This window comes from Paludisphaera rhizosphaerae (assembly GCF_011065895.1).
Lineage (GTDB): Bacteria > Planctomycetota > Planctomycetia > Isosphaerales > Isosphaeraceae > Paludisphaera > Paludisphaera rhizosphaerae.
This window is the reverse complement of the sequence record NZ_JAALCR010000012.1, coordinates 176735-198975: the sequence shown is the minus strand read 5'-3', so window position 1 is coordinate 198975 and position 22241 is coordinate 176735. Positions and strand designations below refer to the sequence as shown.

Genomic DNA, 22241 nt, shown 5'->3' with positions numbered 1-22241 from the left:
GTTGGATGTCCCCGGCGATCAGGGCGCCCACGAGGGGCACCCCTACGAATCAGGGTCGCCTGATCGATCGGCGCTCGAAGCGGCAGTTCGAGGCTCAGGCGGCGAGGGGCGATCAATCGACTCGTTTCACGGCCGGCGGGTGCCAGCGGCCGTCCAGCGCCTGGGGTTTGGGGCCGTAGAGTCGCATGGTCAGGCCCAGGGGACCCGTCGGGGCCGGCAGCCAGTTCGCCGTTTTGTCGGTCCCGGGGTTCTCGTGCTGGATGAACAGGTCGAGCGAGCCGTCGGCGTTGTAGGTCAGCTTGTCGCGGTCGCCGATGGCGAACCGGTTCAGACTGTTGGCGGCCTGGAAGCCCTCGGCGTCGTACATGGTGAGCGACCAGAAGGCGTCGACCGGCGGCAAGGCGTCCTTCGGGAAGTGGAGGACGTACCTGTTCGCGCCGTCGAGCGGCCGCCCGCCGGCGTCCACGATGCAGAGGGGATAGATGGCGTCCTCCGGGAGGTTGGCCCCGAGGCCGACCATCGCGAGGATGGCCCGCTTCAGGTAGTAAGTCCCGTAGACGCCCATCGTGTCGGTGTTCATCTGCCAGCCGTCAACGACGCGGGCCAGGGTCGGAAGCTTGGCATTCATGTGGGCGAGACCGGCCGCTGGGGCCTCGTCCAAAGCCTTCCGGACGGCGGGGGCAAGCCGTTCGGGGTCGAAGCTCTCGCCGGCCTTGAGGCCGAGCCGCCGCATCCGCGCCACGATGGGCTGATCGGTGACGTGGGGCGGGTGCAGCTTCATCAACTCGGCCGCGTAACGGAAGTAGGCCGAGCCCGGCATCCCGTTCACCTGTTGCAAGGGGGGCTTCTTCGGGGCCAGCGCGGGGATCGCCTCGGCCGTGATCGGCCGGCGCGTCGGACCTTGCGAGGCGGCGGGGGTGATGGTGAAACCGTCCTGGATCTTGTGGACGGCCTCGTAGTCCTGGGGGCCGTTGGTCTGGGTTCGGCCGATGATCCAGACGTAGGGAGTCGGGGCGTCGATCCGCTCCGTCCCCTCCGGCACCTCGCCCCGCCAGCCCGGCGGGACGACGGCGAGCCGCCCGGCGCCAGTGCCGGTGGTCCGCTTCCCCGGGACGGCGAAGACGTCGGACCACATGTCGAGCATGGGGAGCAGGTAGTAGCGTCCTCCCGTGTCCGGCGTCGAGACGACCACCGGTCCCGCGGTCAGGTCGAGCCACGCGGACGAGTAGAGGGTATCGAAGTTGGGCCGTACGACCTCCCTGTAGTTCGCGTCCGGGAAGGAACGCAGGTGCGAGAAGGAGTTCATCGGACCCCGGCCCGGCGACGGGCCCGCTTCGACGTCAGTCCCCTGCCGCCGTGTGACGTCCATGGTCACGAGGGGATAGAAGTAGACGTAGGCCTCCCGGGCGATCTCCCGGGCTTCCTCCTCGCCGACCGGCTCGTCGGCGACCGCCCCGGACGGGGAAATGGACAGGGCCGTCGCCAGGATCAGGAGAGGCCGACAGGCGACCTCGATGGCTGTCGTTCGCGTGCAACTTCGCACAGACGCCTCCCTCGCTTCGAATCATGTTGCGGATCACGTCTTGGTCCGACCCCCGGATTCTATAGATCTCTCAATCCGTCAGCCAGACACTCGACGCCCGCGACTCGACGCGAAGGAGGCTGCTCTCGACCTGGGTTCCCGGACGCGGCTGTCGCCAATCCGAGGCGGCTTTCGAAATCCGACGGGAGCCGCATCCAGAAATGACCATCCGAGGCCATGATATCGATAGAGAGACCGCCCCCGACGGCGGTCTCCTCCAGGCCGGTGCACGGCCCGACGAGTGTGGAAATGCGTCGGGCGCTCTTTGACAATCCGGACGAACGAAGCCACGCCGGGTTCGGCGTCAAGAGGTTCGGACGTAATGCTTTGCGTCTGGGTGGGTTCGTGCGGACGAACCCAATCGAAGCCGTTGCTTCTGTGGCGGGCTGGGTCGAGCCCCAGAATCTGAGAATACGACGGTTCGCGCAAACGGGCTCTCGACCCGCCCTGCCGTAAACTGAGAATGAGGATTCCGATCCCCTCCCCCATGGTGGAGCGGGCGTGAGCCGAGTCGCAGAGGCTCTCCCCAGCTTCTCGGCCTCGGCATTCGGCCTTCATCCGTTCGGAGGCAAGCCGATTCACACAGGCTGTGTTGCGTCCTGGATCGGGAGGAACCGGATCTCGATCCGCTGATGGAGGGCCTTCGCGACGCGGCGAAGCATGCCCAGCGAATGTCCTTCGTAATCGGCGTCCTCGAGTCGGCTGATGACCGACGCCGTGGTGCCGACGAGCTTCGCAAGTTCGCCTTGGGTCAGGCCCGCAGCCGTCCGGAGGTCGTAGATCTGCCGCCCGATCTCGGCGTTCGCGATCTCCTCTTCCAAGGCCGCGGCCCGTTCCGGGTCGTCGCCGATGAACTTCGCGTACGCGTGCTCGAGCGCTGAGGATGCGAAACGACTTTTTCGACCCATCTCTAACCTCTCGGCTCTGGTTGGAATCGATGCTTCTCCGGATCAGCCTCGAACTTCGTTTTCCGCTCGATCGCATGATCGATCTCGGCCGGCGGAACGATCTTCTCCTTCGTCAGGCCGTGTGACACGACCGCCGCAGCCCGGCCGTGGAAGAAGTAGAGCATCCGATAGTTCACCGTCCCCAGTCGGACGCGAAGCTCGTATATTCCGTCTCGCAGCAGATCCGCCTCGGGTCGCCTCAACTCGTAGCCCAATTCCTCGAGCCGAGCGAGCTTTGCCAGGCATTTCACCAGGGCCTTGGGCGGTAGAAGAGTCAGCCAGTCGAGGAGTGGGACGCTCTCGTCATCCTCACGAAAAAAGACAACTTCGGTCCTGGGCATCCCATCTCTCCTCGATCCTCCCAAGTCTGCGGGACGAGATTATGGTATTTCGCAAAATTGCGAAATACAAGCGTAAGCTCTCTAATCTCCGAAGACCCTCAAGCGTCGCCTTGCAGCCATCCTCCTGAGGCGGGAGAGGCTGCCTGGATTGTTGCTCGAAACTGCTGTCGCCAATCCGCGGCGGCTTTCGAAATTCGACGGGAGCCGCATCCAGAAATGACCATCCGAGGCCATGATATCGATAGAGAGACCGCCCCCGACGGCGGTCTCCTCCGGGCCGGTGCACGGCCCGACGAGTGTGGAAATGCGTCGGGCGCTCTTTGACAATCCGGACGAACGAAGCCACGCCGGGTTCGGCGTCAAGAGGTTCGGGCGTAATGCTTTGCGTCTTGGTGGGTTCGTGCGGACGAACCCAATCGAAGCCGTTGACTCAGATGCCGGCGCCGTTTTCCAGGGAGAGGCCGATAGCCCGGTGGACGTCGACGGGTTGGAAGGAGCCGGTGGCGCGGTCGTAGATGTTCAGGTGGCGGGGGGTGACGTAGACCTCGTCGCCCGTCGAGAAGCCCACGCCGGCGGATCGGTTGCTGGGGAGTTCGATGTGCAGCGGATGGTCGGGGGCGATCCGCAGGTCGAGCCGGACGACGCCCCCCAGGGGGGTGATCCGTTCGATGACCGCCGGCCAGTAGGGCTTGCCGTCGCGCTGGGCGTGGACGTCCAGGTCGTGGGGGCGGACGTAGGCCTCGGCGTGTTCGTTGTTGGCGGGGGGGATCTCGACCCAGGTCTCCGGGCTCCGGCCGATGGTCCCAGCCTTCAGGGAACGCAGCGGCAGGACGTTGATCGCCCCCAGGAAGCCGGCGACGAACGGGTTGGCGGGACGCTCGTAAAGCTCCTGCGGCGGGCCGATCTGCTGGATTCGGCCGTCGGCCAGGACGACGATCTGGTCGGAGACCTCGAACGCCTCGCGCTGGTCGTGGGTGACGAACAGGCTGGTGACGTGGACCTCGTCGTGCAGCCGCCGCAGCCAGGTGCGCAGCTCGTCGCGGACCTTGGCGTCGAGGGCGCCGAAGGGCTCGTCCAGCAGCAGGACCTTGGGCCGGGGCGCGAGCGCCCGGGCCAGGGCGATCCGCTGGCGCTGGCCGCCGGAGAGCTGCGAGGGATACCGGTTCGCATAACCGCCGAGCTGGATCAGGTTCAGCAGCTCGTCGACCCGGCGGCGGACCTCGGCGCGGGGGACGCCCTGGATCTTCAGGCCGAAGCCGATGTTGTCGCGGATCGTCATGTGGCGGAAGAGGGCGTAGTGCTGGAAGACGAAGCCCACCCCACGCTGCTGGACGGGGAGGTCGGTGGCGTCCTCGCCGGTGAGCATCACGCTGCCGGTGTCGGCCGTCTCCAGGCCGGCGATCGTCCGCAGGATGGTGCTCTTGCCCGATCCCGAAGGGCCCAGCATGGCCACCAACTGACCTGCCTGGACCTCGAACGAGACGTCGTCCACCGCCTGGAACGAGCCGTACTTCTTGGAGAGCCCTCGAACCTCGATCGCCACGTCTCGCCCCTCGCTTCCCGACTTCCCCGCGACCCCGATCCGAGGCGACAGCCACGTCCCTCGATGGTACGGAACCCCCGCCTTCGGCGACAACCTCGACGGAGCCGACGACGTCCGTTCCGACTTCACATCTGAGTGAAAACCGGCGCTCACGGTTCCACCTCCTTCACCCGTTCCAGCCGTACCCGGAGGAGATCCATCCCCACCAGCAGGACGAAGGAGACCGCGGCCAGAACCAGGCTGGCCGCGTAGGCGCCCTCGGGATGGTAGCTGTCGATCCCCTCGTTGATGAGGAGCGTCGCCGTTTGCGTCCGGCCGATCACGTTGCCGGAGACCACCAGCACCGCGCCGAACTCGCCCAGGCAGCGGGCGACCGTCAGGGTCACGCCGTAGGCCACGCCCCACCGGATCGAGGGGAGTGTGACGCTCCAGAAGGTCCGCCAGCGGCTGGCCCCCAGCGTGTGGGCGGCCTGCTCATACTCCTCGCCCATCTCGCGGAGGACCGGGACCAACTCGCGGACCACGAACGGGACCGTCACGAACATGGTCGCCAGGACCATCCCGGGCATCGCGTAGACGACCTGGATCCCCTTCGACTCCAGCCAGCCCCCCACCGGAGACTCCGGCCCGTACAGGACGATCAGCATCAGCCCCGCGACGATCGGCGAGACGGCGAACGGCATGTCCACGATGCCGTCGATCAGCGTCCGGCCGAAGAACCGCTGCCGGACCAGCACCAGGGCCATCGCGATCCCGAAGACCGTGTTGATCACCGTGGCGACCAGCGTGATCCCCAGCGACATCCCGAACGACCGCCGGACCGCGGGGTCGGTCAGCGCCGTCGCCAGCGGCCCCCAGCCCTTGGAGAAGGCCTGCCGCACCAGCGCCGCGCCGGGGATCAGGATCAGGGCCGCGAACCAGAGGAGCACCGCCGCGATGAGCAGCCGCCTGCCCCACGACGAGGGCTCGTCCCTCCCCTTCAGGGGGAGCTCGGCCGCGCGGGGCATGGAGGTCCATTCGAGGTCGGCGGGGGCGTCCTCCCGCAGGTCAGGCCGCGTCATGGATCTCCCTCCCGCGCTGGAGCGCGTTGAGGACCACGAGGATCAGCAGCGACGTCGCCAGCAGGACGGCCGAGACGGCCAGGGCCCCGTGGCGGTTGCCGCTCTCGATCTCGCCGAAGACGTAGATCGGGGCCGTCTTGGTCAGCATCGGCTGATTGCCGGCGATCATCACGACGCTGCCGTACTCCCCCAACGCCCGGCTGAACGAGAGGGCCGATCCGGTCAGGATCGACGGCCACAAGGTCGGCAGCGTGATGCGGAGGAAGGTGGTCATCGGCCCGGCGCCGAGCGTCGCGGCGGCCTCTTCCTCGGTCCGGTCGAGGGCCAGCAGCACCGGCTGGACGCTCCGGATCACGAAGGGGTAGGTCACGAAGAGCAAGGCCAGGATGATCCCCGGCTGGTTGTAGACGACCCGCCAGCCCCCCTTCGCCATGATCGCGCCGACGACGCTGTCCGGGCCGTAAAGGGCCACCAGCATGACCCCCGTGACGACCGTGGGGACCGCAAAGGGGAGGTCGATCAGGGCGTTGACCAACCCTCGGCCGGGGAACTCATACCGGACGATCACCCAGGCGGTGGCCGTGCCGGTGATCGCCCCGACGATCACCATGATGAACGCCGTGGCGAACGTGAGCTTGAGCGCGTGCCAGGCGTAGGGCTCGGTCACGGCCGACCAGAAGGCCCTGGGGCCAGGCTGGAAGGCCTGGACGGTCATCGCCAGCATCGGCAGGACGACCATTACCCCCAGGTAGAGGAGGCTCGCCCCGCGCAGGACGAGGGGGGCTCGCTCGCGGCGTGGGTGAGCGTGGTGCGGGGTCTTGGTCGTGGTCGCGGCGGCGACCGTCGCGGCGGCGGCCATGCCTCAGTTCCTCCGGTTCTGCACGACCTCGGCGGCGATCGTCGTCCACAGGCCGTTCGTCGAGTAGAGTTCGTCCGAGAGCTTCTTCCAGCCGCCGAGGTCGGCGGTGGTGAAGACCTTCGCAGGTTCGAGCCGGCCGGGGACGGCGTCCTTCGCCTCGGGATTCACGGGGCGGAAGCCGTACTCGGCGAAGATCCGCTGGCCCTCGGCCGAGGTCAGGAACTCCAGGAAGGCCTGGGCGATCTCCGCGTTCCCGTGCTTCTTCACCGACGGCCCGACGAGCGCCACGGGGCTCTCGATCAGGAGCGTCGCGGGGGGGATGATGTAGGGGATCGCGTCCCCCTCCTTGGCCCGCAGCAGCAGCTCGTTCTCATAGGTCACGACCGCGTCGCCGGTCCGGAACTTGGCGAAGTTCGCCATGCTCTGCCGGCCCGAGGGGTCCATGTTCACGACGTTCGCCTGGATCTTCGCCATGAGGTCCTTCACGGCGCTGAGGTCCGGCTTGCCGGCGTCCTTCGCCGCGGCTTCCAGATACCCCGACCCGAAGATCGCGTTGACGTTCCAGCGGGCGCCGCCGGAGGTCTTGGGGTCGGGATAAAGCACTCCCACGCCGGGCTTGCCGAGGTCGGCCCAGTCGTGGATCCCCTTGGGGTTCCCCTCGCGATGGCCGATGACGACCAGGCTGTTGGTCATGATCCCCTTGTACGGGCCTTCCCGCCAATCCTTGGCCACCTTGCCCGCCTTGACCAGGATCTCCATGTCGCCGGAGTGCGAGAGTGCGGCGACGTCGGCGTCAAAGCCCGAGGCGATCGACCGGGCCTGGGCGCCCGAGGCGCTGTAGGACTCGGCGAACTCGGGCTCGCGGCCGGTCTTCTCCTTCCACTTGCGGGCGAACGCGGGGATGATCCCTTCGTGGAGGACTTCGCGGACGACCGAGTAGCCGCCGATCTTCAGCGAATCCGCCGGCGCTGCGGAGGGGCCGTCGCAGCCGGCGGCGACCGACGCGAGCATCGCTGCGGCCGCCAGGCCGAATCGAAGGCGTCGGGAAGGGGGAAGCTCCATCTCAACCTCGGGAACATGCGGAAGCGGAAACGGCCTTCGGCCGGCCCGCGCGTCGAGTGACGGGCGGGACCGGCCGGGAGGGGTCCACGGGGATGGTCGCCCGGTTCGGGCGACAGGTCAACGTCAATACTGGTCGGCCGAGATCACTTCGCCGCCGGCCCGCGTCACCAGGGCGGCGAACGTCGGCAGGGCGACCGACTCCTTCACGAACCGGACCGAGCCGTCCCCCAGCAGGACGTTGATCCCGCCGCTGTGGAACCCGAACAGAGCGCCGGTCCCCTCGGTGACGTAGTACGGGTGGGGGAACGGCTGGCCGTAGACGTCATCGCCGTTGGCCGCGTTGATCACGGTATTGCCCGGAAAGATCGAGCCGTCGGCCGTGGAGCCGTTGAGCATCACGTCGCTGGCCGGCCGGGCCCAGCCCCCCGCGTTGACCCGGTGGTCAGGCACGCTGCTGATGACCTTGCCGCCGCGGCGGTACACGAACGGCCGTCCCGCCGACTCCACGAAGACGACCGTGTTCGACAGCCCGTCGGTGGCGTCCGCCAGCTTGGTCGCCTTGTTCTTGACGATCAGCGACTCCGGCGGCGTCGAGGTCGCCGGGAACAGCCCGTAGGCGCTCAGCCGCGAGTCCAGGCCGACGATCGGCGAGTAGTCGGTGATCGCGGCGATCGTCGCCGTCCAACTCGGCGAGTAGGGCTGGACTTCCGGGATGCCGTCGAGCCGGCTCGGGTCGGCCGGGGAGGAAGGGCAGATCAGGGTGGCGACCCGCGTCTTCACGGCCGTCCAGTTCGTCGGATCGCCCCAGGTGATCCCGATGTTGACCGCGTTGTAGATCTGCGTCTGCTCCATGAAGTTGAGCATCGTCAGGATCGCCGCGACTCGCGGCGCGGTCGTCAGGCCCGAGGGACGCAGGCTGTAAGGCACGTTGCCGTTGACGTCGTGGAAGTTGTGGAAGGCGATCCCCACCTGCTTCAGGTTGTTGACGCACTGGGCCCTGCGGGCGGCCTCGCGAGCCGCCTGCACGGCGGGGAGCAGCAGCGAGATCAACACGGCGATGATGGCGATGACCACGAGCAATTCGATCAGCGTGAATCCCTTATGGGAGCGGCGGGACTCGTTCATCCTAATTACCCTCGTTTCGATCCTTGGGCGATGTGTATGGAATCAAGACGTGATGGGAGACGATGGCGTCGTCTCGACCCTATTTCTTCGTGATCGCGAACGGCTCCAGCGCGTTGTCCGAGTCGCGGACCGTGACGTGGAGCGGCGTGGTGGCGGGTTCGGCGTAGGCCTTGGGGATGACGTTCGGGCCGGCCACGAGGTCCGCTCCCTGCTTGACGGGCTTCGTCCACTGGACGGTCACGTCGTACTCGCCGGCCGGCGCTCCGTCGCCGTCGGAAGCCGTCGAGAGTGTGAACTCGCCGTCGGGCTTGACCGTCGCCCGGGGCTTCAGGACTTCTTCGCCGGGCTTGACCGCCGTCTTGGGGTGGAAGACCACGAACGCCCCCGCCGCCGGCTGGCCCTCGAAAGTCACCTTTCCCCTCACCGGGAACGCGGGGACCTTCAACCCGGTCGCGTCGTCGCTACACCCGGTCGATCCCAGCAGCACCGCCGCCAGCACCGCCGACCCGCGAAAACCCGCCCAGCCGTTCCCCGTTCGGAACCCCATCGCCCCCTCCTTGCCCCGCGAGCCCGGCCCTCACGACCCCCCGCCGACGCCCCCTGCTCCTCCGACGTGCCGCAACCAGTTTCGGTCGGCGGTCGGAGTCGTGTTGACTTATTCGGTAGGGAATATCGAGAACAGCTCGCCCGTCGCCTCGCCGTGATCGGTTTCCAGGCTGAAACCGGTTTGAAGACCAAGTCGATCGATCGACTCGACAAGGGAATCTATCGGCTCTTCGTCGGCGATGCAAGACGAATCCTATGGGGATTGTCTGGAATGCTTCTTTGGGCCGGACTCGGGTCGCGGGGTCGGATATGGCGGGGAGGTCGAAGATCGACGCCGTGATGGAATCGAGAGAGGAATGACAAGTCGTTCATTAACGTTTCTTTCGGCCTTCGCTGATTACGCACGTCGAGTCGGATACTCGGTCAAACAGGCGGAGACTGCCGCCCCTCGGGGACGGCCGACGGCGGCCGTCCGCTTCCGGATCGTTCCTTAAGCGAGCGCTGTCCATGAACTCGACGGGAAGTGAAAGTTCGATCTCGACCCGGCGGACCGCCTTGCGGGTGTGGTCCGCGGCGATCGTCGTGGGCCTCGCCGGCCTCGTTTCGGGCTGCGGCGCGGACGCCGGGGGAGGGACGCCGATGGTCAAGGACCCGGAGCCGCTCGCCCCTGAGGAAACGACCGAAGCCCTCCTGAAGTCGAAGGCGAAGACGTCCAGGGGCCGCCGACGCTGACCTTGGCGCGGCGCGGGACGGGCCGCGTCGGCCCGCCGTATGGCCCTTGGAATCGATCCACCAGCCCTGAGAACTCCATGAAGCGCAGACCCGGATTTACGCTGATCGAACTGCTCGTCGTTATCGCGATCATCGCCGTGTTGATCGCCTTGCTGCTCCCCGCCGTGCAGGCGGCGCGCGAGGCCGCCCGCCGGATCCAGTGCACCAACAACCTGAAGCAGATCGGGTTGGCGATGCACAACTACCACTCCTCGAACGAGACGTTCCCCATGGGGGCGTCGAAGAACTGCAATTCCGACCCGCCGACGGCCTGCCCCGGCTACGCCGACTGGCGAGGCTGGAGCGCCCTGGCCACCGCCCTCCCCTTCGTCGAGCAGCAGGCGCTGTACAACGCCATCAACTTCAACTTCGCCGAGGAGATCCACGACGCCGTCTCCCAGCCGATGAACTCCACGGTCGTGGCTTCGGTCGTCCGCGCGTTCATGTGCCCGAGCGACCCCTACGTGGGCACGCAGAACATCAACAGCTACCACGTCTGCTCCGGGACCACCAGCGAATGGCCGACGGGCCCGAGCAACGGCAACGGCAACCTGCAGAACGCCGACGGCAACGGCAGCACCGGCATGTTCGCCGTCTGGATCAGCTACGGCATCCGCGACGCGATGGACGGCACTTCCAACACGGTCCTCTTCTCCGAGGCCCTCGTCGGCGACAACAAGGGGAATGAGACCAACCGCGGCGTCGGGACGTCGTCGCCCGGCAGCAAGTATCGCGGCAACGGCGTCGTCACGGGGACCGTCGTCGCCAGCCAGTACGTCGACGACTTCGCCGGCCCCGCGACCGACATGGCCAACTTCCAGGCCGGCGTCGACGCCTGCCGGGCCGAGTGGTCGAACCCGGCCTCGGTCAAGATCACCAGCCACCGCGGTTATCGCTGGGCGTCGGTCTCCGAGGGCTGCCTCTTCAACATGGGCCAGTCGCCCAACGACAAGATGGGCCTCTGCCGACCCCAGGGGAACCCCAGCCAGAGCGACAACGGCGCGATTTCGCTGCCCGCCAGCAGCATGCACTCCGGCGGCGTGAACACCCTGCTCGTCGACGGCTCGGTCCGATTCATCAAGGATTCGATCTCCCGTCCCACATGGTGGGCCCTGGGCTCTCGCTCCAAGGGCGAGATCATCAGCGCCGATTCGTACTGACCCGTCGCGCCGGGGCCGGCCTCTCCCGGCCTCGGCTGGACAGGAGAGATTTATGTCCGCCGCTTTATATCGGGTTTTGCCGCTCGTTCTGATCGCCTCGGCGGCCCTCGCCCGCGGCGACGACCGCCTCCGCGAACTCCAGGAACGGGCCGTCGCGACCAGGGATCAGAGGCTCCCGCGGCCCTACCACTTCGGCTCGCAGGCGCCCAACGACGTCTTCACTAACCACGGCAGCCACACGAACCGGCTGATCCCCGTCTACACGTTCGGGAGCAAGGCTGACCTCGGCGCGGTCACGGGCGAGAACAGCCGCTACCGAACCGAGGAAGGGGTCCGCTCTCTCTTCGGCGTCCTGCCCCCGAACACCGTGAATCCCGACGCCGTCTACGCCGACCAGAGCGACCTCTACCGGGTGCAGAAGAACGCCGCCGCTCGCGGAGCCAAATACATCTTCACGGTCTGGTTCGACGGCCTCGACTGGGATACGACGCGCGCCGCGGCGATCGTCAAGGCCGGCCGCGTCGGCTACTCCGAGGGCAAGGGGACCGGCCTGGTCTTCCAGGACTACGACGCTGCCGGCACCGCTCGGTTCGGCTTCGTCGTGACGGCTCCAACGCACGACAAGACGGTCGTCGACGTCGACCGTCAAACGGTGGCCCTGGCTCCAGGGACGCTCGGCGGCGGTTATGACCCGATGATCGCCGGGCCGACCCCGTGGACGCCCGGCCCCCTTTTCGCTCAGGCGCGGGGTTACCTGAAGGGCCAATCGGCCAGCGAAACCGACCGCGATGGCGTGGCGAAGGTCGGCCGCGTCCTCCACGCCTACACCGACAGCGCCCCCAGCGCGGGCGAGTTCTCCACCGGGGTGAAGTCCTACAACACGTCGATCAACGTCGCCGAGGACGGCCGGTTCGCGCCGACGCTTTTCAACGAGTTGCAGGCGAAGGGCTGGGCCGTCGGGATCGCGAGCAGCGTGGTCTTCGACGACGCTTCACCTGCCGCGACCTACGCCCACAACGTCAGCCGGGGCGACTGCCAGGATCTCGGCCGCGAGATGCTCGGGCTCCCCTCGATCGTCCAGGAGACCGGCAAGGGGCCTCGCCTGCCGGGGCTTGATGTGGTGATTGGCTGTGGCGAAGGCCACGCGATCAACCACCGCGACGTCTCCCACCACGGGCTCAACGCCGCGAAGGGGGGCTACCTGTCGGACGACGACCTGGCCGCGATCGACGCTCGCCGCGGCGGTCCGTACGTGGTCGTCCGGTCGACGCCCGGCGTCGAGGGGCCGTCGGCCCTCCGCTCGGCCGCCGATCGCGCGGCGGGCGAGGGGAAACGTCTCTTCGGCCTGTTCGGGTCGTCCACGCAGGGGCACCTCCCCTTTCGGACGGCCGACGGCGATTTCCGCCCCGTCGCCGGAGCCTCCGGAAAGGCCGAGTCCTATTCCGCCGAGGACCTCCGCATGAACCCGACGCTGTCCGGGATGACCGAAGCCGCCCTCGCCGTCCTGGCCGCCCGCAAGACCCCCTTCGCCCTCTTCGTCGAGGCGGGGGACGTCGACTGGGCTCTGCACGACAACAACCTCGACAACGCCGTCGGCGCCGTCTTCAGCGGCGAGGAGGCCGTCCGGACCATCATCGCCTGGGTCGAAGCCCACTCGAACTGGGACGAGTCGGTCCTGATCGTCACCGCCGACCACGGCCACTACCTCGTCCTCGACGACCCCGAGGCCCTGGTCGCTGGCCCGCCGAAGCCCTGATCCCTGGGGTTCGCGGCTCCCTCGGTTTAGCATAGACTCCCGGCGGGCGTGGTGAGACGCTCCGCCGGGAGGGTTCGTCATGCATCGGCTGTCCAAGGGAAGGATCACGGGAGAGGCGGCCGGGGATCGGCCGTTGGATGCGATCTTCGCGCCTCGGACGGTGGCGGTGATCGGGGCGACGGAGAAGGCGGGGAGCCCGGGGCGGGCGGTGCTCTGGAACCTGATCAGCAACCCCTTCGGCGCGACCGTCTTCCCGATCAACCCCACGCGGCGGAACGTGCTGGGGATCAAGGCTTACAAGGACGTGGCCTCGGTGCCGGACCCGGTCGACCTGGCGGTCGTCGTGACCCCCGCGGCGACGGTCCCCGGGGTGATCTCGGAATGCGTCGAGGCCGGCGTGCGCGGGGCCGTGGTGATCTCCGCCGGTTTCCGCGAGGCCGGGCCGGAGGGCGTCCGGCTGGAGCATGAGATCCTGGAGCGGGCACGCAGGGGGCGGATGCGGGTCGTCGGGCCGAACTGCATGGGGGTGATGCGGCCCCACAGCGGCATGAACGCGACCTTCGCCCACAGTCCGGCGCGGCCGGGGAGCGTCGGCTACATCAGCCAGAGCGGCGCTCTCGACATGGCCGTGCTCGACTGGAGCCGCAAGGAGAACGTCGGCTTCAGCGCGTTCATCTCGGTCGGCTCGATGCTCGACGTCGGCTGGGGCGACCTGATCGACTACCTCGGCGACGACCCCAAGACCAAGAGCATCGTCCTCTACATGGAGTCGATCGGCGACGCCCGGGCGTTCCTGTCGGCCTCGCGCGAGGTCGCGCTGACCAAGCCGATCATCGTCCTGAAGGCCGGGCGCTCGGCCGCCGCCCGCGCCGCGGCGGCGACGCACACCGGGGCCCTCGTCGGCGGCGACTCCGTGCTGGAGGCCGCCTTCCGCCGCGTCGGCGTCCTGCGGGTCGACTCGATCGCCGACGTCTTCGACATGGCCGACGTCCTCTCCAAGCAGCCCCGTCCGCGAGGCCCCCGCCTGGCGATCGTCACCAACGCCGGCGGCCCCGGCGTGCTGGCCGTCGACTCGTTGGTGGAGCACGGCGGGACGCTCGCCGATTTCACCCCTGATTCGCTGAAGATCCTCGACGCGGCGCTGCCCGAGGGCTGGAGCCACGGCAACCCGGTGGACGTCCTGGGCGACGCCGACCCGGAGCGGTTCGGCAAGGCCGTGGAAGTCCTTGCCGCCGACGACGGCGTCGACGGTCTGCTGACGATCCTCACCCCCCAGACCGCCACCGACCCCACGGCCGTCGCCGGCCGGCTGAAGCGGCACGCCAAGGTGCTGGGCAAGCCGGTGCTGGCCTCGTGGATGGGGGGCGAATCGGTCGAGGAAGGGACCGCCGCGCTCACCGAGGCGGGCGTTCCAACGTACCCCCACCCCGACGCCGCCGCCCGCGTCTTCGCCCTGATGTGGCGGTCGAGTTATAACCTGCAAGGCCTCTATGAAACGCCGACGATGCCGCCGGGCGACCCTTCCGTCGGCTCGCCGCGCGATCGCGTGGAGGCCCTGCTGGGCGCCGTTCGTGCCGAGGGCCGGACGATCCTGACCGAGGCCGAATCCAAGACGGTGCTGGCCCTCTACGACGTGCCGACCGTCCCCACGACGGTCGTGCAGACGGCCGACGAGGCGGTCGACGCGGCGTCGAAGTTCGGCTGGCCGGTGGCCGTGAAGTTGAACTCGACGACGATCACCCACAAAAGCGACGTCGGCGGCGTCCGCCTGAACCTCTACGACACCGACGCCGTCCGGGGGGCGTTCCACTCGATCGAGCGCGCCGTCACCGCCTCGGCCGGGCCCGAGCACTTCCAGGGCGTGGGCGTCCAGCCGATGATCCAACCCGAGGCCGGCGTGGAGGTCCTGCTGGGGAGCAGCCTCGACCCCGAGTTCGGCCCCGTCCTCCTCTTCGGAGCCGGCGGCCGACACGTCGAGGTCCTGGGCGACCGGGCGCTCGGCCTGCCGCCGCTCAACACGACGCTCGCGCGCCGGATGATGGAGCAGACGCGGATCTACACGGCCCTGAAGGGGATCCGCGGCCAGGCGTCCGTGGACATGAAGGCCCTGGAGCAGTTGCTGGTGCGGTTCAGCGACCTTGTGGTGGAGCAGCCGTGGATCAAGGAGATCGACGTCAACCCGCTGTTCGCGTCGCCCGACCGCCTGATCGTCCTGGACGCCCGCATCATCGTCCACAGCCCGCTCGTTCACGCCTCGGACCTCCCCCGCGCGGCGATCCGGCCGTACCCCTCGCAGTACACGTTCCCGTGGACCTCCAAGAAGGGTGAGCGTTTGACGATCCGCCCAATCCGCCCCGAGGATGAGCCGCTCCTGGTGAAGTTCCACGCCACGCTCTCGGAACGGAGCGTCGCGCTGCGATATTTTCACGCGATGAAGTACAGCACGCGGATCGCCCACGAGCGCCTGACGCGCATCTGCTTCATCGACTACGACCGCGAGATGGCCCTGGTGGCCGAGTCGCGAGACCCCGACACCGGCGAGCGCAAGATCCGAGGGGTCAGCCGCCTCAGCAAGATTCAAGGCACCGATGAGGCCGAGTTCGCCCTGATCGTCAGCGACGACTTTCAGGGCCGCGGCCTGGGGAGCGAACTCCTGCGCCGAATCCTGCAAGTCGGCCGCGACGAGCGCGTCGCCGTCGTCCGCGGCGAGATCCTCCCCGAGAATGTGGAGATGCTCCGCGTCAGCGAGAAGGTCGGCTTCAAGACGACTCGCGACCTGGAGGAAGGAGTCGTCCGAGCGGAGATGGTGCTCTGATCGCGGGTTGGCGCCATCCGACCTGGGCGTTTGATCGAGCAATACCAGAGTCGCGCAGGCCATCGCCGTTTCGTCGGCGTCGAACAGCCTGCTCCTGGGTATTGCGAAACGATTTGGAGTGTCGTCAAAGATTCTTGTTGTGCCTGCTTGGATGCGGCTCTATTCTCGACCTCTCCCTCTTCATACGGTCGATCCCACGTTCGTGGGCGGTGGTCCTTTCGGGACCGCATCCGCGCGTTCTCTCTTTCGTGGAGCGCTGCCAGTGCCTTACCCCTCCCGCAGGTCTCGCCGCCGGGCGTTCACGCTCATCGAACTTCTGGTGGTGATTGCGATCATCGCCGTGCTGATCGCTCTGCTGCTGCCCGCCGTCCAGGCGGCGCGCGCGGCCGCCAGACGACTCCAGTGCGTGAACAACCTCAAGCAGATCGGCCTGGGCCTGCACAATTATCATTCCGCAAACGACGCCTTCCCGATGGGGGCGGGGCTTCCTGGAGGCCCGGACCGAAACGTCCTGAACGGGCCCAGCGTGCTCGTCTATCTGCTCGCCAATGTGGAGCAGCAGGCGCTCTCCAACGCATTCAACTTCAGCATCGGGGCGGTCTATGGCTCGACCCCGGACCTCTTCAGGATCAACTTGACGGTCATTAACACGTCGGTGACCCTTTATCTTTGTCCGTCGGACTCGCCGGTGACGATCGCGACGGGCAAGCCCACCAACTACGCCGCCAGTCTGGGCCCGCAGTTCCGCCACGACGGCGATCCCGGCGGCGGCGTGGGAGTGGGGATGTTCGCCGTTTTGAGGGCTTACGGCATGAACAGCGTGACCGATGGGACGAGCAACACGGTCGCGTTCAGCGAGATCCTCACCGGCGACTTCGACGTCCCCAGGGTCAACGGCGCCGAACGTTATCCCAAGCTCGCCTGGCCTTCTGGGACCTCCGTCCAGGATGGCTTCGCGGTGGGGACCGGGAACGAGCAAACGGTGCCCGGCGAGCCGGGCCAGGGCTATCTCGCCCAGTACGTCCGCCTGTGCATCGCCGCGGTGAAAGCCGGAGACATTGTCGTCAATGACACCGCCGGGTTGTACTGGGCCTCGGGGCGGACGGTTTCGGGCCCGCTCAACACGATGTTGTCGACCCCGAATTCCACGGTGCCTGATTGCGGCTCGCTTACCGGCGCCAATGGGATGTTCGCGATGCGAAGCCACCATACCGGCGGCGTCAACACCCTGCTCGCCGACGGCAGTGTGCGGTTCATCAAGGACTCCGTCAACCCGATGACGTGGTGGTCCCTGGGGAGCAAGGCCGGCGGCGAGATCGTCGCCTCCGATGGGTACTGATCGTGCTTCCCTCCAGTCCCGACGTGTTTGGAGAGCGTAAGGTCGAGGGTTGCTCCGAGGCGTTTCGCCTGGCCCCGGCGGGGTGTTGATGGTAAAACCTCGCGCCAATGGATCGGGACCCATCGGAATCCCAGGGATCGGGCGATCATGCGGCGTCACCTTCTCAGGCCCTGCCTCGGTTTCGCGATCGTCCTGGCGGTTGCAGTCCCGCTGCACGCCGCCACGGAGATCAAGCTAGAGAAGGGCTACATCGCCGGCGTGGTGGAGAAGCTGCCTCCTAGCCCGTTCGACCAGGCGGGGAAGTACAAGGGGTCGGTGCATTCGTATCGGCTGGTCGGGATCGACCCCAAGATGCGGAAGCTGCTGGCGGCGTTCACCGTCGAGGGCGAGTACAAACCGCCGGCTGCAGGGCCGATCTCCGAGCATGCCGCGCGTTCGAAGGACCACGTCGAGGGCTGGCGGAAGTTTCGGTTCGAGATCAAGGCCAGCGTCAACGCCGAGGCCGGTCTCGACGGCTCGCCGAGGTTCCGCGTGGACGTCGACGAGGTGAAGCGGACCGAGTTGGAAGGCGTCGCCGGATTGCTGGCCCGACTGCTGGGGAAGCAGTTCGACGCCATCGCCACCCAGGTCGTCGACGGCAAGGCGGAGTCGGTCAACGCCAAGATCAACGCCGAGATCATCAAACGCGCTGCGCAGTTCAAGGACTACGGCGTCCTCTGCGGCATCGACTACGCGCCCGATTTCGTCGTCCTGAAGTTCGACCTGACGCGGCTCGACCGTCAGGGGATCCTGGGGTACGTCTACGCCGAGCCTCGCCCAGGGACCGTCCCCCTGCATCGCTGGCTCAACGTCCGAACCGGCGGCCACCGCTACACGCTCTCGCCGACGATCGACGCCCCCGGCGCATTCACCTCGGAAGGCGTCGCCTGCTACGTCCCCGCGACCGGGCAACCCGTCGAACTGCTCCGCGGCCGGATCGACCACCTCTACACCACCGACGCCCCCGCCGAACACGTCCGCCCGAGGCTCTTCCAATCGGAAGGCGTCGCCTTCCACGTCCTGCCCGCCGCCGCCGACGGCGCCGTCCCCTTCTATCGCTTCAACGACTCGCGCCGCGGGCTGCACTTCTACACGACGCATCCGAATGCGGAGTTTGCGAAGTGAGCGTTGATCGCCAGCCGCTCAATAAACGACACTTACCCTTCTCGGGTTAACGGCTCTTGCCCCGACCGTGTTATACCGCTCGCCTCACTTCTCAAGGTCTCGATTCAATCGATGAGGGAAGAGATCGATTCAATGTCAGACAAGACTATCCTTGAACTCCTCGACCAGGTGCATGATCTCGACACGTTCCTCACCTTCGCCTATGCCTTCGCCGAGGAACGTCGCCGCGTGGAAGACATCGAGGCCGCGAACCCAGAGATCTACCAGTGGGGCGGTGCCGAGGGATGGACCAATAACTGCATCTCTCTGTTCATCGAAGGTGGATGCTCTCATTTTGATCCCCGACAAGACGGGACGATTATAGAAACCCCCACATGGAAAGACCTTGCGAAATTCCTTTGGTGTGGTCAGTTTATGGAATAAAGCCTCGTAAAGCGAAGCGTAGAAGCGTAGTAGGGTCCGTTGTGCGGACCGATCCGGAAGGTCGGGTTTCGCGATCTACCGCTGGGTGTACGTGCCGGGTGGAATGGGCTTTATTGCGAACAAGGTCCGCACAGCGGACCCTACGAGGCTGGAACAACCAGCCCTGTCGACTTGCTCGCTCGGTCCGGAGGCATCGATGGGCTATCACGTCGCTCGCCTGGATCGCCCCTACGATTATCGCGTGCTGATTGAGGCATGCCTCTATTCTCAGCGGAAGGACTTCGTTCACTCCGACTTCACGAACTACTACACCTCCCTCCTTGAAGCTGTCCAGCGGCACTTCGGGATTCGTCTGTCGAGCGAAGGGCTTTCCTTCAATCAAAGACAAAGAGTTCTGTGGGGCCTCTTCCAAAACACCATCGGTTCCCTGCTGCAGGTCACCAATCCTTGGGCCGGGTACCTCGAGGCGGGCCTGCTCCACAAGAAGCTGGACGAAAGCGGCGAGGTTGGCCCAATCGTGTACGAGGCCAGTCGGATGATCGTCGAGGCAAACCAGGCAAGCGAGGCAGCGCATCGCGAGATCCTTTATGCGCTGTTCCGGGCGATGTTCGGTGAATGCGATCGGATCGTCACGTCCGAGGAATTGCGCGAGGCCGGCTTCGACGATTCCAAGGAGCCCGATATCGCAGACTACTATGATTATATGTAGTCTTCAGTCGTCGGTTCGAGATGGATCGAAGCCTGGCAGGGTGGGCATCGCCCGCCGGCTTATCTTTTTGCCAGGCCAAGAGATCGGTCGGTGGGCGATGCCCACCCTATTCGACTTTGGTCTGTTCCATGTGGCGAGGACGCCTTAAGATATAATGCCTTGACGCAAGCGTTCGAGGGCGTAAGCACGCTCGTTGGCATAATCACTTGCTAGGCGTTTCCCGATGAGTCTCAAAATGGAGCCCTGGGATCGTCGCAGCAAGCCGATGCCCCTGCCTCGAGTAGAACTCCCTTTCAGTCGCTCTTTCACGGAAGCTGAGGTGCAACTGCTCAGGCGCGGCCTCATCCCTCAACGGATGGAGGATAAGTGGGTCGGCATACTCCGTTCTCATTCGCTCGACTTCTATCGGAGTTGGACTGGCTACCATGTTTATCGACTACCGATTCGCGAGCATGATGGCGGCCTCGATGTTGGTCCGCTCATCGTCAACGACGATCCAGAGCAACACCGCCGCCGAGGAGATGATTTCGACTTCGAGATGATCGATCGACTCATCGGTTGGATGCTGGCAACCGAAGTGGACGCCTAACTCCGCGCTCCAGCATTATCCCTATCCCTCGGCAATTGGTCACGGTGCCCCACCGGCCGCTTCGCGATTCGATGAGCGGAAAGCTCGGCGTCGGTTGCGCATTCGGCGATCGGCTCCCGGGGCGACGCCGATCCCTCCTCATCCGGCCGTTTCGCGGCCACCTTTCCTCGCGAGGGGGGAAGGCCATGGTGGACTCGGCTCAGGGCTTGGGCAGGGCCTCCAGGCTCGTGGGCAAGACGGCCTCGTCGCGGCGGAGCTGGTCCAGTTCCTGGCGGAACTGCTCGATGGTCGGGGCGGAGCCTGGGTCCTTGGCCAGGTCGACGATCTCCATGGGGTCGAACCGGAGGTCGTATAGCTCCTCGGACCCTTCCGGCCGGCGGATGTAGATCCGGTCTCTCGCCACGAGGGAGCGGGCCGGGCCGAAGGGGGGAGGGACCGGTTCGTCCAGGGGGAAGGCGATGATGTGCTCCAACTCGCAGAGGACGGGGGACCTCGTCGCCGGTCGATCCTGGTCGTTCGCCGCAAGCTGGGTGAGAGGATGTCCCGGGAACGGGCTGCTCGCGCCCAGGCCGGTCCACTGGGCGATCGTCGCGGGGACGTCACGGAGGCTCACCGGTTCGGCCACGACCTGCGGCCCTGACCAACGGGACGGCGGGACGACCACGAGGGGGACGTGGGCCTCCGTGCTGTAGACGCTCGCGCCGTGGACGAGCCGCCCGCGCTCGCCGATCTCCTCGCCGTGGTCGGACGTCACGACGATCAGCGTGTTCTCCAGCAGGCCCTTTCGCTCCATCTCGTCGAAGAGGAGGCCGAGCTGCTGGTCGATGTAGGCGATGCAGGTGTCGTACGCGTCGTGATAGAACTGCGTGAGCTCCTGCCCGGCCTGCTCGGGCGTGAGGCCGGAATCCCCGGGCCGGCCGGCGATCGCCTCAAAGCAAGTCCGTTCGAGCGCTTCCTGGTCGGCGGGCGACAGAGCCGCCTTGCCGAAGCGCGACTCCGGAGGGGTGTAAAATCGGTACGGCCGGTGGGCGTCGTAGTAATTGATGAAGGCGAAGAACGGCCGGTCGGCGGGACGCTGATCGAGCCAGCCGAGCATGTCGCGATTGAGCATCTCGGCCGTCTTGCGCGGCAGCGCGGCCTCGTCGGTGGGGTCCATTGGATGTCCCATCGTCTGGAGGACCCGCCGGCCCAGCCCGGAGCTGTAGAGGGTTTCCAGGAACGAGGGGGCCTGATTCTCGTAGGCGTCCTCGTAGCGGGCGAACCCGCGACCGATGCCATAGAGGCCGTTGCAGCAGTAGATGTTGCCAATGAACCCGGCCGTGGCGTATCCCTCGCGCCCCAGGACCTCGGCCAGCGTCGGGAAGCTCGCATCGAGCGGCTCGCCGGGAGCGACCGAGAGCTCATGCGGCCAGCGGCCGGTCATGAGGCTGGCGTGCGCCGGGGCGGTCCACGGGGCCGTAGTGCGGGCCTGGGTGAAGAGGACGCCTCGGCTCGCCAGGCGGTCGATGTTCGGCGTGGTCGTGCGGTCGTGCCCGTGGAGGCTCAGGCACTCGGCGCGGACGGTGTCCAGCACGAGCAGCAGCACGTTCGGCGCTCCCGGCCGCGCGGGGGCGGCGGCGGCGAGGGCTCGTTCCTCGGCCGATTCGACCCGCTCGTGGATCAGCCACGCGGACGCCGCCGTGCCCAGCGCCAGCGCCGGGAAGCTCAGCCGGATGAGCCGGCCGAACCGCTCCGCTTGGCCGTCGATCAGGGGCCCGATCCTCAACGCCAGCCCGCACGCCAGGAAGAGCGCCGCGCTCTGGTACAGCCCCTCCACTTCCAGCAGCAAGGCCAGGAAGAGCATCGCGATCGGCGCCCGCCAGGCCGTCCACCGCGCCAGCCTCGGCCACGGCCGAGTCGCCAGCGCGAGCGCCAGCCCGACGACGCCGAAGACCAGCGCGTCGGACGCGGGGATCATCCACCAGAAATGGAGGTTCGTCCGCACCCTCGCGGTGGCGACGTGCGGTCGGAGGGCGCCCTGGGCCAGCACCAACCCCAGGTTGAGCCAGCCGGCGACAAGGCCGAACCACATCATCCTCAAGAGGACCGATCCGATCGCCGATCGCCGCTCGACCCCCTCAGGGTTGGTCTGACGGCACGCCTTCTCGACCGAGGATGTCGATCCTATTTCGTTCATGGCTCGAACCGGTGGGATGAGAAGTCCCTCCGCCCGGGGCGGAACGGGGCGAGTAAAATCGCATCGCCACGCTTCGGCAAGGCCAAGTGCCGCCCTCGGCGAGCCCCGTACGCGAGAGGGACCGATTCCGCGCCGGTCCTCGATCAGCCGGAAGCTGCGAATCGTATTCGCGGGCAATTCGCCGCCGGCGCGCAACGCGAGTTTTGCCCGAAGTTTCCGGCGGCGGCGAGTCGACGGGGGTCGCCTCGAAGCCGGGAGTCGGCGGGGTATTAT

At 66.9% G+C, this 22241-nt stretch carries 19 protein-coding genes; 9 read left to right on the top strand and 10 right to left on the bottom strand.

Going from position 1 to position 22241, the window contains the following annotated elements:
- Positions 1-112: 112 nt before the first annotated feature.
- The 9 genes from G5C50_RS17365 to G5C50_RS17325 all read right to left on the bottom strand — a co-directional run bounded on the left by G5C50_RS17365 (position 113) and on the right by G5C50_RS17325 (position 9067).
- Positions 113-1543 (bottom strand): DUF1254 domain-containing protein, encoded by a 1431-nt coding sequence (locus G5C50_RS17365; protein ID WP_206107750.1) that lies wholly within the window; start codon positions 1541-1543, stop codon positions 113-115.
- A gap of 617 nt (positions 1544-2160) precedes the next feature.
- Positions 2161-2490 carry a helix-turn-helix domain-containing protein gene (locus G5C50_RS17360; RefSeq protein WP_165071394.1) on the bottom strand — a complete coding sequence of 110 codons (330 nt, stop codon included), beginning with the start codon at positions 2488-2490 and terminating at the stop codon, positions 2161-2163.
- Between the two features lie 2 nt (positions 2491-2492).
- On the bottom strand, positions 2493-2870 hold the full coding sequence (locus G5C50_RS17355) for a type II toxin-antitoxin system RelE/ParE family toxin (RefSeq protein ID WP_165071392.1): 378 nt from the start codon (positions 2868-2870) through the stop codon (positions 2493-2495).
- 430 nt (positions 2871-3300) lie between these two features.
- Entirely contained in the window at positions 3301-4413 is a 1113-nt protein-coding gene (locus G5C50_RS17350; protein ID WP_165071469.1) for a sulfate/molybdate ABC transporter ATP-binding protein, read from the bottom strand.
- Between the two features lie 149 nt (positions 4414-4562).
- Positions 4563-5474: a sulfate ABC transporter permease gene (locus tag G5C50_RS17345; protein ID WP_240907127.1), complete on the bottom strand. Its 912-nt coding sequence runs from the start codon at positions 5472-5474 to the stop codon at positions 4563-4565.
- Positions 5461-6333, bottom strand: a complete 873-nt coding sequence (cysT, locus tag G5C50_RS17340) for a sulfate ABC transporter permease subunit CysT (protein ID WP_165071391.1) — start codon at positions 6331-6333, stop codon at positions 5461-5463. Before cysT ends, G5C50_RS17345 begins: the two co-directional genes overlap by 14 nt.
- A gap of 3 nt (positions 6334-6336) precedes the next feature.
- Positions 6337-7395, bottom strand: coding sequence for a sulfate ABC transporter substrate-binding protein (locus tag G5C50_RS17335; protein WP_165071390.1), 1059 nt, complete (start codon positions 7393-7395; stop codon positions 6337-6339).
- Between the two features lie 123 nt (positions 7396-7518).
- The gene (locus tag G5C50_RS17330; RefSeq protein WP_165071388.1) at positions 7519-8520 is read right to left on the bottom strand and encodes a DUF1559 family PulG-like putative transporter; all 1002 of its coding nucleotides are present in this window, start codon (positions 8518-8520) and stop codon (positions 7519-7521) included.
- Between the two features lie 79 nt (positions 8521-8599).
- On the bottom strand, positions 8600-9067 hold the full coding sequence (locus tag G5C50_RS17325) for a hypothetical protein (RefSeq protein WP_165071387.1): 468 nt from the start codon (positions 9065-9067) through the stop codon (positions 8600-8602).
- 506 nt (positions 9068-9573) lie between these two features.
- On the opposite strand from G5C50_RS17325, the gene G5C50_RS17320 reads away from it, so the two are divergent.
- The 9 genes from G5C50_RS17320 to G5C50_RS17280 all read left to right on the top strand — a co-directional run bounded on the left by G5C50_RS17320 (position 9574) and on the right by G5C50_RS17280 (position 19792).
- Positions 9574-9798 (top strand): hypothetical protein, encoded by a 225-nt coding sequence (locus G5C50_RS17320; RefSeq protein ID WP_165071385.1) that lies wholly within the window; start codon positions 9574-9576, stop codon positions 9796-9798.
- A gap of 77 nt (positions 9799-9875) precedes the next feature.
- Complete coding sequence (locus tag G5C50_RS17315; RefSeq protein WP_165071384.1) at positions 9876-10997, top strand: DUF1559 domain-containing protein; 1122 nt, start codon at positions 9876-9878, stop codon at positions 10995-10997.
- A 52-nt stretch (positions 10998-11049) separates the two neighbouring features.
- On the top strand, positions 11050-12753 hold the full coding sequence (locus tag G5C50_RS17310) for an alkaline phosphatase (RefSeq protein ID WP_165071383.1): 1704 nt from the start codon (positions 11050-11052) through the stop codon (positions 12751-12753).
- A 79-nt stretch (positions 12754-12832) separates the two neighbouring features.
- Positions 12833-15568: a bifunctional acetate--CoA ligase family protein/GNAT family N-acetyltransferase gene (locus G5C50_RS17305; RefSeq protein ID WP_165071381.1), complete on the top strand. Its 2736-nt coding sequence runs from the start codon at positions 12833-12835 to the stop codon at positions 15566-15568.
- Positions 15569-15830: 262 nt separating this feature from the next.
- On the top strand, positions 15831-16907 hold the full coding sequence (locus tag G5C50_RS17300; protein WP_240907126.1) for a DUF1559 domain-containing protein: 1077 nt from the start codon (positions 15831-15833) through the stop codon (positions 16905-16907).
- A gap of 147 nt (positions 16908-17054) precedes the next feature.
- Positions 17055-18071, top strand: coding sequence for a hypothetical protein (locus G5C50_RS17295; RefSeq protein ID WP_165071380.1), 1017 nt, complete (start codon positions 17055-17057; stop codon positions 18069-18071).
- A 132-nt stretch (positions 18072-18203) separates the two neighbouring features.
- Positions 18204-18494 carry a hypothetical protein gene (locus G5C50_RS17290; RefSeq protein WP_206107749.1) on the top strand — a complete coding sequence of 97 codons (291 nt, stop codon included), beginning with the start codon at positions 18204-18206 and terminating at the stop codon, positions 18492-18494.
- A 196-nt stretch (positions 18495-18690) separates the two neighbouring features.
- Positions 18691-19203 (top strand): hypothetical protein, encoded by a 513-nt coding sequence (locus G5C50_RS17285; RefSeq protein WP_165071378.1) that lies wholly within the window; start codon positions 18691-18693, stop codon positions 19201-19203.
- A gap of 319 nt (positions 19204-19522) precedes the next feature.
- Complete coding sequence (locus G5C50_RS17280) at positions 19523-19792, top strand: hypothetical protein (RefSeq protein WP_165071376.1); 270 nt, start codon at positions 19523-19525, stop codon at positions 19790-19792.
- A 199-nt stretch (positions 19793-19991) separates the two neighbouring features.
- On the opposite strand, the gene G5C50_RS17275 is transcribed toward G5C50_RS17280, so the two are convergent.
- Positions 19992-21866, bottom strand: a complete 1875-nt coding sequence (locus tag G5C50_RS17275) for a sulfatase (RefSeq protein WP_240907131.1) — start codon at positions 21864-21866, stop codon at positions 19992-19994.
- Positions 21867-22241: the final 375 nt, after the last annotated feature.